This window comes from Ruegeria sp. BH8 (assembly GCF_056538065.1).
The window spans coordinates 1-13,174 of the sequence record NZ_JBQFSP010000023.1; the positions used below are offsets into that span (position 1 = coordinate 1).

Genomic DNA, 13,174 nt, shown 5'->3' on the forward strand with positions numbered 1-13,174 from the left:
GCTCGATCTCGTCGCGCTGACGACCCAGCTCAGACCGGATCGAGCCAAAAAGCTCAGGATCGCGGTCCGACAAGGACTGGGTGAAAAATCCATCTGTTCGATGCGGGGCGTTCACAGTTTTGGTCTCCTGAAAATGGTTAGCCGGTCCAGCCAAGACCAGCGGAAATGGCGTTCATGGATTGCAGCAGGGGCACGGGAACTGACCCTGCCTGCGGTTCGTTGCGGGCGTGTTGCAGCAGTTCGACCTGAAGGGCATGAATGCGGGCCAATTCGGCCTGTTTGCGGTCAAACCTCTCGCAAAGGCGGGGAAAGCGATGGCCGATGACCTGGCCACCGGTCAGAAACCGGATCGCTTTGCAGGCACGATCGTATTCCGCCTTGATCACCTGCGATACACGTTGGCGGATCTCGATATCAGAGACCAATTCACCATACTGCGCTGCGATTTCCATATCCGTCTGATAGAGCGATTTTTCCATCTCATCGACGGCAAGGCGGAACAGGCGGGAGTGTCGAAACATGTCGTGCAACACGTCATCACCGCGCGCGCCGCGAAACTTGCGAAAACTGGCCATGGCGGTGCCGAACCCGTACCAGCCGGTGATCAGGTGGCGGTTCTGCGACCACGCAAAGACCCACGGAATGGCCCGCAGGTCATCCAGACTGGCCGCGCCAAACCGGCGGGTCGGGCGGGACCCCATTTTCAGGCGGGCAAGTTCTTGGACGGGGCTCGCCTGCTGGAAATAGTCCAGAAAACCCGGCATCTGCAAAAGCGAGACATAGGCTGTCTGTGACAACTCTGACAAAGCATCCAATGCGTCATCAAATTCAGGCCGTGAAGGCGCCTCGTCAGGGGTCGCCGTATGGCGCATCGTGCTTGACAGCAACAACTCCAGATGCGCCGCAGCCGTGCCCCGGTTGGCATATTTGGCCGAAACCACCTCGCCCTGTTCGGTCACGCGCAGCCGCCCGGCAACTGTTCCGCTGGGCTGCGCGGCAATGGCACGCCCGGTCGGTGCACCACCCCGGCTGACCGAGCCGCCGCGACCATGGAAAAACGTGGCATTGAAACCTTGCGAGGCCAGCGCCGAGACGATCCGGCGTTGGGCGCGCTCCAACTCCCATGTTGAGCAGAAATAGCCCCCGTCCTTGCCGCTGTCCGAATATCCCAGCATCACCTCGATTACCCGACCGTCGGTTTTGAGGCTGCGACGGGCAAGCGGGACAGCCAGAACGTCCAGCAGGATCGATGGGGCATTTCGCAAATCGGCAATTGTCTCGAACAATGGGACTACCGAAAGATCCAGAGTTTCGGAGCCAAACCCGGCATAGCGGGCCAATAGGTAGATGCCGAGAATGTCGTCGGCCGAACGGGTCATGGACAGGATGAAGGGCCCTATTGCCTTGGGGTCCGGTCCCGATCGCACACCATGGACCAGAGCCAGAAGAGCAAGCAGTTCCCGCGCCTGATCGCTTAACGCATCGCGGTCTTGATAAGGCAGGTTCTGATCGGCCAGTTCGGTTCGCAAGCGGGCAGACCATTCGGCTGTGCCGTAAACCGGCACCTTTCCGCTATGCGACCAGATTTCGGCCAGAACGTCGGTTGTGACGGTCGAATTCTGGCGGATGTCCAGCGTTGTGGTCCGGAACCCGAAAACCGAAGCGGCCCGGCGCAGCGGACGGATGTGCTGCCGCGCCAGAATATCCGCGTTGACCGCACATAAAGCGGTATCAAGCGTGTCGAGATCGCCCACGAATTGCGAGATGTGATCATAGCCGCTGTTTGTCAGCCGATAGCGAATGGCATTGAGTGCTTGCCGGAACGGTTCATTCCGATTGCGTCCGGCGACCGGAGCCCGGTCGACTATCGCTTGTACTTGCGTCCTGACAGGTTCAGGTAAAGGCAATATCAGCGCGCTGATGCTCAACCTGCCCGCAGCACGTTCGAGTGCCTGGCGATAAAGCTCCAGAACTGTTTCGTGTCCGCGTTTCAGCGCCAATGCGGTCATCTCGGTCGTGACATTTGGGTTGCCATCCCGGTCGCCGCCGATCCAGCTGTGAAAGCGGATATCGGGTGTATCGCTCAGCGTACGGCCCAGCACTTGCAGGCAGGCCTGATCGAAGCGGCCCATAACCTGCGGGACGGCGTCAAAGATTGCATCGCGGAAGAACTGCAACCCCCATTCGATCTCGTCGTGCAGGCTTGGGCGCGACAGGCGGAGTTCGCCGGTCAGCCATAGGAGATCAATCTCTCCTTCCAGACCATTCAGCAATTCGGCGTGTTCTGTCGGGGTCCAGCGTTGCGTTTCAAGACTGACGAGGTTGCGGTAGATACGCCGGTGAATTTCCAGAACCGTAACCCGCTTGGCTTCGGTCGGATGCGCGGTCAGCGTGGGACCGGTACACAGGTTAGCGGTCAGCTTTTCAACCTGGTTATAGGTCAGGGACAAGTCCGTCAGGGCTTCGGCAAAACCGCCTTCTACCGCTTCTGCGCCGTTTTGGGTTTCGGTCAATCGACGGTCCCGAACCTCGGCGTTTTCATCGATGATGCACAACAATTGGAACCAGATCGAAAGGGCCTGCAAATACGGCGTTGCTTCGGGTCCCGTGGGAATGGCTTGCAGCGGCGTGGCCTCGGCCCATGCCGCCACATGTGGCGCCCGTTTCAGCAATATGTTCCGCCACAACGCCCGCAATTCCGAGCGCAACCCTTCGGCATAGCTCGAGGGGTTGGGAGTGGGCTGCATATTCGGGGCCAGCGCTTGCATCAGATCACGCGGTCCCGGGGTTCGCGGCCTTCAAAGAAATCATTCAGGTTATCGAGAACCCGAAACCCCATCGCCTCGCGCGCTTCACGGGTGGCGCTGCCCAGATGTGGCAGCATCACGAGGTTGTCGCATTGCAGCAGGTCCGGGCTGATACGGGGTTCACCATCGAACACGTCCAGCGCGGCCCCGCCGATCATCTCGAACATCAGGGCCTGTATCAGCGCCCATTCGTCGATCACCTCACCGCGCGCGGTGTTGATCAGAAAGGCGTCGGGCTTCATCAGGCCCAGTCTGCGCGCGTTGATCAGATGGCGGTTTTCAGCCCCGCCGGGGCAATGCAGCGAGACGAAGTCGCATTGCGGCAGCAAGTCGTCAATCGAGGCCACCTGCGTTGCATTGCACCTGGCCAGCACATCCGGCGCTATCTGACTGCGGTTGTAGACGAGGATGTCCATGCCAAAGCCATGATGCGCACGCCGGGCCATCTCTTGCCCGATGCGGCCATAGCCGATGATGCCCAGCGTTTTGCCGCTGACCTTGGTTCCAACCAGATGCGTGGGCCGCCATCCGGTCCAGTTGCCGGACCGAAGCTCGCGCTCACCCTCGCCCGCGCGCCGGGCCACCATCAGCAGCAGGGTCATGGCGATATCAGCGGTGCATTCGGACAAAACATCGGGCGTGTTGGTCACGGTCATGCCCAGCTCACGCGCCGACGGTTCGCAGATGTGGCTGTATCCGACACCGTAATTGGCCAGGATCTTGGTCTGCGCACCAGGGACGTCCATTGCCTCGGCGCTCAGTGTGTCCGTTACAGTTGGCAGCACCGCGTCATAAGTTTTCAAGGCTTGCCGGATTTCGGCCGGGGACATGGGTTTGTCCCCGGTGTTCAGAACGGCGTTATAGGTCTCGGCCAGCTGCGCCTCGACGGCGGCAGGCCAGCGACGGGTCACAAGAACCGAGGGTTTGACCATCACGCGGCCTCCATCACACGGGCAATTGTTTCACCGATCACCGCGGGGTTTTCGGCAACGGTCACCCCGGCGGCGGACAGGATCTCGACCTTTTCGCTGGCGCTTTCGCCAAAGGCCGAGATGATCGCACCCGCGTGGCCCATGGTGCGGCCTTTCGGGGCGGTCAGACCCGCGACATAAGCAATCACCGGTTTGGTGATGTGGTCGCGGATGTACTCGGCTGCTTCAGCTTCCTGCGGGCCGCCGATCTCGCCGATCATGGCGATGACATGGGTGTCCTCGTCCTCTTCGAACCGCTGTAGGATGTCCTTGAAGGATGACCCGTTGATCGGGTCGCCACCAATGCCGACACTGGTCGAGACACCGATGCCGCGTTCTTTCAGCTGCGCCGCAGCCTCGTAGCCCAGCGTGCCCGAGCGGCCGATGATGCCGACATGACCGGGCAGATAGATGTGGCCCGGCATGATGCCCAGCAGCGCCTTTCCGGGCGAGATCGTACCGGCACAGTTCGGCCCGGTCAGCACCATGCGTTTCTCTTTCGGGTAGCGGTACATGTACCGCTTCACCCGGATCATGTCCTGCGCCGGAATCCCGTCGGTGATACAGACGCAGTAGCGGATACCGGCATCTGCGGCTTCCATGATTGAATCCGCCGCAAATGGCGGGGGTACGAAAACAAGGCTGGCATCCGCGCCGGTCGCCTCGACAGCCTGTTTGACGGTGTCAAAGACCGGAACACCTTCGACGGTTTCGCCACCTTTTCCGGGTACGACACCGCCCACGACATTGGTGCCATAGTTCAACATGTCCTTGGTATGGAACCGGGCCATGCGGCCGGTGATGCCCTGCACGATGACGCGCGAGTCACGGTCGAGAAGAATGCTCATTTCACAGCCCTCATCTTGGTGCCTTGAGTAAGGTCGTTTTTCCATGCGCCAACAGCGCGTTCTGCCGCCTCCATCAGCGTTGAGGCGCGAATGATCGGCAGGCCGGACTTGGCCAGAATCTTCTGACCCTCTTCGACATTCGTTCCAGCCAGCCGCACAACGACGGGCAGGTCGATGTCAAGTTCCCGCAGGGCCTGAACAACGCCTTCGGCCACCCAGTCGCAGCGGTTGATACCGGCGAAGATGTTGACCAGAATGGCCTGAACATTGTCGTCCGACAGGACCAGACGAAACGCCTTGGCCACACGTTCGGGCGAGGCCCCGCCGCCGATATCGAGGAAATTTGCAGGTTCGCCACCGGCCAGCTTGATCGTGTCCATCGTGGCCATCGCCAGACCAGCGCCGTTGACGATGCAGCCGATATTTCCGTCCAGCCCGACATAGGACAATCCGCGGTCGGCCGCGCGGCTTTCGCGCGGGTCTTCCTGGCTTTTGTCACGCAGTTCAGAGATTTGCGGATGGCGGAACAGGGCGTTGTCGTCAAAGCTCATCTTGGCGTCAAGCGCCAGCACCCGGTCGTCACCCGTGATGACCAACGGGTTGATCTCGACCATTGTCGCGTCCAGCTCGCTAAAAGCGGCATAGCAGCCCTGTAGCGTACGAACCATTTGCTGGATCAGCCTGGGTTCAAGCCCGAGATTGAATGCGATCTCGCGCGCCTGAAATTCCTGAAGCCCAACCGCCGGTTCCACGATGGAGCGGACGATGCTTTCCGGGCGGTCAGCCGAGATATCCTCGATCTCCATCCCGCCCTCGGACGAGGCCACGATCATCACCCTTTGGCTGGACCGGTCGAGGACAAAACCAAGATAGATCTCGCGATCAATCGGCACGGCGGCTTCGACATAGACGCGATAGATGCCTTTGCCTTCGGGGCCGGTCTGGTGCGTGACCAGCTTGCGGCCAAACAGATCATCGCAGGCCTGATAGATTTCGTTTTCGGTGTTGCACAGCTTGACCCCTCCGGCCTTGCCGCGACCGCCTGCATGGACCTGCGCCTTGACGATCCATTTGTCACCGCCCAGCTCACGCGCCCGATAGGCCGCTTGTTCCGGACTGTAGGCCAGTGCGCCGGACGGTATGGCGACACCGAAATTCGAAAGAATTTCCTTTGCCTGGTATTCGTGAATATCCATCTGATCCGCTCCTGTTTATGCAGCGATTGAGGTGCCGTAACGGCTTTCCAGCAGGTCTTCGATTGCGTCTTGGTCGACCGTTCCGCCCAGCTCTCGGATGGCTTCGGCGAACATGCGCACAATCCGGCTGACGGCGTCGCGGTTCAATTGGTTGAGGATGCCGATGCGCACCTGCACAGGTGCGCTGAGCGTCGGCCAGATGCCAAACCCGCGCGCGCGGCAGTTCTGGACCAGCTCCATCTCGCGGCCAGCCAGTTCCGGGGGCAGGTTCAGCACGATCAGGCTGGGCATGTCGGAGGTGACCTCGCAGCCCAATTCGGTGACGGCGTCCCGCAGAACCTTTTCGTGCGTCTTGTACGACGCGGACCGCTTGGCCAGACCTTCCTGAAGGGTCAGGCGCAGGGATTCATGGAAGGCCGCAACGGCGTAGCCCGAATGGGTGCGGTGATAGGTGCCCTTTTCAACATCCTGCCCATCGACAATGCCCCAATGGCGGGCCTCAAAGATGGGATTGTGCACATAGGTATAGGCACCGGTGGTTTTCAGCGAGGTGATATAGCCGTCGGTAAAGCTGACAGGGGCATAGGTCAGCGGCAGGCAGCACAGACCTTTCTGCGGGCAGGACGCCCATCCGGCGATACCCGGAAAATCGTCTATCGAGAAGTCATCGACGCCCAGAGACGACACCGCATCGATCAGACCCATCACGCCATGACGTTCGCACGCGTCGGAAAATCCGCGCAGGTCATTGATGCGGCCAGATCCGGTTTCCCAATGCGCCATGAAAGCCCATTTCGGTTTGTGCTGCGCCAGCGTCGCCTCGACCAGATCACCGGTGACCGGCTGGCCGTGCGGAACCTCGATCACGGTGACGCTGGCGGCCTGAGGTGCCATCGGGTTGGCTGCATGTTCTTCGGGCGTCGCCGCCTTGATCCGCAGGGTCAGCGCGTCGATCCCCGAGAATGTCCCGTTGGCAAAAGCAACGACCTTGTCGCCAGGCATGACAGCCGAAAACATGGTGTCCAGGGCGCTCCAACCGGTGCCGGCAACAGCAAAGGTATAGGCGTTTTGGGTGCCCCAGATTTTCCGCAGCATGTGCTTGCATTCGACCATCCCCCTAAGGACGTCCCCCTGCATGTGATCGGCAACGCCTGCATTGGCAAAGGCCTTGAGGACGCGGGCATCCGTGTTACCCGGCCCCGGCCCCGCAGCGAGGGTTTGGGGGATTTCGAGCGGAGGGAAAATCTGAAAAGTCATGGTCTGGCATCCTCGGCTGTTGGCCGGGCATTGCGGCCCGTTGTGTCAAGTTACCGAGCAGGAAACGCGAGCTTGCCTTATGACGCAACGTAACTTACTACTGCTTTTGGATGGCCATTAGGATGGGGCAGTACCTACCCGTTTTGGTAAAAATACGAAGGTATACAAAGAAATGACCTATCCTTATGGGTAGGTTTTTCCGGAATCGGGGCAAAATCATATGGTTGAGACACCGAACAAACCCATCGACATCATGCTGGCGGACGGCAACCCGCTGGTTCTGTCGGCCATGTCCGAAATATTCGAGCGGGACCCCCGATTCTCGCTGATGGCCACGTCAGCAACGGCCGAAGGGTTTCTGGGAACGGTGATGCGGGTTCCCGTTCAGGTTGGTGTCGTCGACTGGACACTTCCGGTTTTGGGGGCCGCCAAACTGATTGAGGTTCTGCGCGATCAGCCCAACGCCCCGCGCTTTGTCGTTTATGGCGACACTGGCGGCGATGTCCCGCGATTGGCGATGCAGGCGGGTGCGGCTGGATTTGCCGCCCGCACGGGCGAGGTTGAGGGTCTGCTGGAAACCTGCGCCAAAGTTGCAGCGGGTAAGATGGTATTCCCGTTCATCGATATCCGGAAGATGCAACAGGACCCAATCCAGAGTCTGTCGCGTAAGGAACGCGCAATTCTGGAGGCGCTGGCCCAAGGAATGTCGAACCGGGACCTGTCGAAGGAACTTCAGATTTCGACAAACACGGTCAAGTTTCACCTGTCCAACATCTACGAAAAGCTGAGTGTCAAAAACCGCACGCAGGCCATTGCGTATTTCTATTCGTCTCAGCAGTCACGAAACTAGACCAAAGGCGATTTGGATGCCGGTGTTTCTGGGCAGGTTATTCGTCCAACTCTGACCAATTCTGGATTCCGTCAGCAGCAAGAGACACAGTGCTTGTCCTGAGCGCTTTGCCGCGCGTGGCGGTAGGCACAACCCTGCGTTGCTTCCGCGAATCCCCTAAACATGTTACCTTGAGTCACCTTTAATGATTTGACTTCTTTTTCTGACATCTCGTTTTTTCAGCTCTTTCTCGAGAGGTGACGTTCATGTCCGACTCCAGCAGTGAGCCCCCGCGCATAACGCTGTCCATACCAAATCTTCGGCCAAACCCATCGATATCAGCGGAAATTTCCGGCACTGTCGCAGCTGGCACGCACAGCGTTGAGGATCAGAAGCGGGTTGAGGCGGAAAAGCTCAAGGCATTGCGCCGTGGCGTCGGAATTGAGCTGTCCACAGAAGTGATCAACGATCTGGTTGACCGGCGTGTTCAGTCGACAGGCGCAGTTTTTCGCCAGCTTGCAACCATTCGCGAAGATCTGGCCGGAGGTTTTCTGGGGGCGGTCGTTCCCACCCTTGCCCCGAAACTGCGGGGGGAACTGATCAACCCTGACGGGACACCTGCCGAACGTGTGATCGTCGAGGTCCTGCGCCCCACCTTTACCGCCAATGAAGGGATCGACAACGCGGATTTCTCGTGGGCTGTCAAAGCCGCCGTCACGGACGCGCGCGGGCTCTTCTCGCTTGATCTGCCCAATCTTCGCCTGCCACAGAACGGCCTGCGGTTGCGGATCAGGGGTCAAAACACCACCCTGACAGAAGCCGTGCCGCGCGTTGACGCGCTGGACGGCGAAATGGGTCTTGTGGTGCTGGATCGCACGCTCCTCCCTTTGCAGCGTTCGATCGTCGGTGAGCTGGCCGATATCTTGCCTGTGGATCCCGAGGATGCTGAAGAAAACATATCCGATTTCACCGGTTCACAGGCCCCTATCGTGCTGGGCGAGGGCGATTGCGCGTCGGAGTACCGAACCGAAGGCGGCACGGTTTCACGGCGGCGCTATTCGGTTCTGTACCGACTGATTGATCCGCTCGTCGGGCCCAAGAATATCGTTCGAACGCGCCCCGTAGGCGGTGGCCGCTTTGTGACGACTATTCCGGGTACAACCTTCGCTCAGGCCAATCTGTCCGCCGAAACGCTGCTGGCCGCGTTCAACAATGACGGGGGTGATTGGGATTTTCGGGACCGGATTCCGATTGATGAACCCATTGATATTGAAGACTTCTTTGAAGATCTTGAAGAGCGGCCTCAGGATGTGCCCAAAGCGTCGAGCCTTGCGCTTGGGTATATTGCCAAGATGCGGTCGACGGCTGTCCACGCTGGCATGTCTTTGGGTCGGCTGGTCTATTCCCTACCGCTTGCCCCGGGAGAAGAGCAGCGGATTGTCGTGTCGGAACAGCGCGAAACACTGAGCGTACGTGAACGAGAGAGCCTGACATTTGAAGAGCAACAAGAGTTCGAGGAAGCCCGCGACACGTCCTTTGACAGTACGTTTGAAAGCGCGCTGGATGAGGTAATTCAGGGCACGTCTTCGTTTTCGACCCGCGCTTTTTCAAAGAGCTTCGGAGGCGCAGGTGGCGTTGGTGGCGGCCTGTTCGGAGGCATCGGGGCCATCGTCGGCGGCGTGGGCTTCAGCGGCGCACGGTCCAGTTCGAATTCTTCCGGCAATTCGTCCAACACGCAGAACACATCGCGCGATTTTCTGTCCGACACCCATGAGACATTCTCTGCCGCGCTTGAACGGGCGGCTTCGGTCAAGCGTAACTCGGCACGGACCAGTGTGCGCACTGCAACTGCGACGGATCGGCGGACGGCCACAACGAAATTCGTGGCCAACCGCAATCATTGCCACGCAATGACCATGCAATGGTTCGAAGTCCTGCGCGACTTTTCTCTGGAAACGCGTATCGAGGGGGTGCAGCTGGTGGTCTTTGTGCCCATGCAACTCATCCGCTTCCGCCGTCTGGGGCAAGGCGATCAGTTGCCGGGCAATGTCACCCGGTCCGGATTGCTGAGCCGGTACAAGGTCATCCTGCGCCATGCCGAAGTGTTCCGGCGCGTGTTCCGAAACCGCCGCAGATTCCGCAGCGCACTGAAGCTGCTGGAAGAGTTTTATGCAGACAAGGATGCAACACCGCAGAACGCGCCCGGCGTCGCACAGGACATCGTCAGTTTCGAGGCGCAGGGCACGTTCATGCCCAATGATGACATTTCTGTCGTGATCTTCACGCAGGATGGCGACCGGGTCGGACCTGTGCCGCTGACCGGATCGCCGATCGACATCGACAACCTGCATGACCTGCCAGCGGAAACACGCGAGAACCTGCTTGTCCGGCTGGCTGATGCCCGGCGTGATCCGACCAAGCGCCGGACCTATACCGGCTCTGTGGCTTTGCCCCGTTCGGTCGAGCGGTCGGATATCGCACGTGTTGAGCTGCGCAGGCGGACGGGTTCGTTTGCCTACTCGTTCTACACCGGTCCTGATCCCATCAACATTTTCAACATCTGGGAGCATCTGGCCAATCTGGAAGATGCCGACGATCTGGATCGGGCCACCCGCAATATCAACCGCAGCCTTCGCACCACGATCTCGGGCTCGGACTTTGACGATCTGGTAGGACCGCCCATGGTCAGCGAGTTTGAGGCGCGTATGAACGAAAACGCCCAGACCGTTGTTGATGACAATACGTTCCAGGCGCTGCCTGCCACCCTGCCCTATTCGGTGCAAGAAGTGCCGGACGTTCTGTCACGCCGGGATCTGCGCCGCATCGAAGAAATGTACCAGCATATTGTGGCCAACACCGTTCGCTATTCCCGCGTGATTTGGGCCAGCATGACGGACGAAGAACGTGCGATTCTGCTGGAGCGTTTCACCATAGGGGTACCGGAAGGCGGGCTGGACGATGCCTCAAGCGAGATATCGCTGCTCAGCACCGTCCAGAACAAGGTGTTGGGGTTCTATGGCAATGCCATGATCATGCCCTTCTCGATCCCGCCCGATTTGGCCGACCGGATGGAGATGCGGACCGGTGACATTCAGGACAGTCTTCTGGCCTTCCATCGCGAAGACTTCCGACCACCGCGCCGCACGATCTCGCTGCCGACCAGGGGCCTGTTGGGCGAGGCTGTACTGGGCCGCTGCAATTCCTGCGAGATGATCGACCATCGCCGCTTCTGGAACTGGCAGGACAGCCCGACACCGCCACCGGTTGGCGACGCGCCGGTCCTGCCTGCTGACAGTGACGCCATCTTTGGTACACGTGCGCCGTCAGACCTGCCGAACAACCAGCCTTCGAACACGCTGACCATTGCAGGGGGCGACATTGGCACCGGCCAGGCTGTGCCCACGTCGCAACTGGCCGAAATCCTCAAGGCTGCGCCTGATCTTGCAAGGGCGGGAACTGATCTGACGGGCCTGAAGGAGTTGCAGGCGCAACTGGCGCTTGAAACGCAATCGGTCGCCGCCGGTCGGGACAAGGCCATCGACACGGCGACGGATCTGACCAAGGAGCTGGTTGGAAAGGCCACGGAACTTGCGGGTAAAGGTCAGGAAATCGCTGCCGCCCGCAAAGAGGAAGAGGCCAAGAAGGCCGCCGCTGACAAGAAGGCATTCGACGCCAGCAATGCCGCCAAGATCAAGGGGTTTGAGGATATCGCCAAGAACGCTTCGGGTGTTTCCGCGCTGATCGGTGGGCAACCGGATGGCAACCGGGCCGGTTTCGTTCAAAACCTGTTCAAGGATTTCCCCGGCGGGGCTACGGCTTTGGCCAACCCGTCCAACACGCTGCTTCTGGCCAAGCTTTTCGGGGCCTTCACCAAGGCAAATGCGGATGCTGATGACGGCAGCGCGACCAAGGCCGGCAGCCAGTCGGTGCTGGATTTCCTCAATGGCCTCAACGCCCCTGCGGAGGACGACAATGACTGACACGAGCACAAATGTGACGGACAAACCGGGAATTGATGAAAGCCTTGCCGAGGCGATCATCAACATCCTTGAAACGACCAACTCTCCGGCGATCCAGCGCGCCCGTGAGGTGATCGCCCATAGGCTGGCCATTGCGGGCGATATTGCCCCTTCGCGCATCCCTGCGCCGCGCAACATCACCGAGATCGGCGGCTATATCAATCTGCTGAGCGAGTATGGTGAGTCCGAACAGCGCGCACGCATGATCGCGGCTGCTTTGGGTATTGCAGGACCGCAGATTTCGCTGCCGCAGCCGGGTGCCGTTCCGCCGTTGTCTTTCATCACTCGCGACGGTGCAAGGCCCGTTGGTCCGCAGCAGGCCAGTTTCCCGCTGAGCTTCACGATCCGCAGTGATTTCGTTCCGGCCTTCGACAATGCGTTGCAGGAGATCGCGATACGTGGCGGCGCGGTGCCGATCCTGACACCTGTCAGGGTCCTGCCGGCCGCCGGATCAGGCCCCGTGACCGACGGCATCGCACAGCTGGCTTTGATCGGTCGAACCCTCAACCTGGCACCGACTGCGGCGCTGCATGCCGTGGCCACCGACCCCCTGTCGCTCAGCCGTCCGACTGCGGGTGGCGGGTTCGAGGTTCTGGCACGGGTCATCGACGCCGCCGCCCCGATTGCCGGGACCATCGCGGCGGCAGACTGGACAAGCTGGGAATGCGATGCTGCTGCCTGTTCCGAGGTTGACAGCAACGATGCGCGCTTTGCCCTTTCACCGATCCTGAATGCGGCCGGTTGGCACCAGGCGGCTGATCCCGGCAATCCCAACAGCCTGTCCGATCCCGGCAGCTGGGCCGCGTGGCAGAACATCACCGGGCTTGTACCCGGCGTCACACGGTTCGCGGATGAGCTGCAATTGCTGTACCCTGCCGAGATGCTCATCACCTCGCCGGTTTTTAACCAACTGGACAATGTCTGGACGGGAAGCGCATTCGCCGCGCCATAGGACCCCCTCTGCGACCGCAACAATGTGATTTGGCGGCACTTGGCTTTTGCGGCTACGCTTGAACAGGAGGGCCGCCATGCAAAACCCGGAACGTTTCGAAAAATTCTACTTTGCCAAAGTTGGCATGGGCGAAGCCTGCGGTTGCGCCGAGCGCATTATCGACGTTTTCGAATTCAACCGAAAAGGTGGTGCGCAGTCGAAACACCCGGTGAAACAGGACCGGCGCGGACGCCTGTCGTTTCGGGCATGGGCGGTCAGATATGGGCTTATGAGCCGAAAGCGGAACAGCTGAACA

Annotated in this window: 9 protein-coding genes; 4 read left to right on the forward strand and 5 right to left on the reverse strand. The window is 60.0% G+C overall.

Annotation, left to right across the window (positions count from 1 at the left end):
* Positions 1-137: 137 nt before the first annotated feature.
* Genes ACR0AD_RS19825 through ACR0AD_RS19845 form a run of 5 tightly spaced genes read right to left on the reverse strand, consistent with a single transcriptional unit; the run spans position 138 to position 7,079 of the window.
* Entirely contained in the window at positions 138-2,768 is a 2,631-nt protein-coding gene (locus ACR0AD_RS19825; protein ID WP_480489216.1) for a phosphoenolpyruvate carboxylase, read from the reverse strand.
* Complete coding sequence (locus ACR0AD_RS19830; protein WP_480489218.1) at positions 2,768-3,739, reverse strand: 2-hydroxyacid dehydrogenase; 972 nt, start codon at positions 3,737-3,739, stop codon at positions 2,768-2,770. Before ACR0AD_RS19830 ends, ACR0AD_RS19825 begins: the two co-directional genes overlap by 1 nt.
* Complete coding sequence (sucD, locus tag ACR0AD_RS19835) at positions 3,739-4,626, reverse strand: succinate--CoA ligase subunit alpha (protein WP_209508187.1); 888 nt, start codon at positions 4,624-4,626, stop codon at positions 3,739-3,741. Before sucD ends, ACR0AD_RS19830 begins: the two co-directional genes overlap by 1 nt.
* Complete coding sequence (locus ACR0AD_RS19840; RefSeq protein WP_480489220.1) at positions 4,623-5,822, reverse strand: malate--CoA ligase subunit beta; 1,200 nt, start codon at positions 5,820-5,822, stop codon at positions 4,623-4,625. Before ACR0AD_RS19840 ends, sucD begins: the two co-directional genes overlap by 4 nt.
* A gap of 15 nt (positions 5,823-5,837) precedes the next feature.
* The gene (locus ACR0AD_RS19845) at positions 5,838-7,079 is read right to left on the reverse strand and encodes a pyridoxal-phosphate-dependent aminotransferase family protein (protein WP_480489222.1); all 1,242 of its coding nucleotides are present in this window, start codon (positions 7,077-7,079) and stop codon (positions 5,838-5,840) included.
* 220 nt (positions 7,080-7,299) lie between these two features.
* Here ACR0AD_RS19845 and ACR0AD_RS19850 point away from each other — a divergent pair, with 220 nt between their 5' ends.
* From ACR0AD_RS19850 to ACR0AD_RS19865, 4 genes are all read left to right on the forward strand, one after another.
* On the forward strand, positions 7,300-7,929 hold the full coding sequence (locus ACR0AD_RS19850; RefSeq protein WP_267365646.1) for a response regulator transcription factor: 630 nt from the start codon (positions 7,300-7,302) through the stop codon (positions 7,927-7,929).
* A 245-nt stretch (positions 7,930-8,174) separates the two neighbouring features.
* Complete coding sequence (locus ACR0AD_RS19855; RefSeq protein WP_480489224.1) at positions 8,175-11,888, forward strand: hypothetical protein; 3,714 nt, start codon at positions 8,175-8,177, stop codon at positions 11,886-11,888.
* The gene (locus ACR0AD_RS19860) at positions 11,881-12,879 is read left to right on the forward strand and encodes a hypothetical protein (RefSeq protein WP_480489226.1); all 999 of its coding nucleotides are present in this window, start codon (positions 11,881-11,883) and stop codon (positions 12,877-12,879) included. The genes ACR0AD_RS19855 and ACR0AD_RS19860 overlap by 8 nt, the downstream gene beginning before the upstream one ends.
* Positions 12,880-12,955: 76 nt before the next feature.
* Entirely contained in the window at positions 12,956-13,171 is a 216-nt protein-coding gene (locus ACR0AD_RS19865; protein WP_480489228.1) for a hypothetical protein, read from the forward strand.
* The last annotated feature ends 3 nt before the right edge of the window (positions 13,172-13,174 follow it).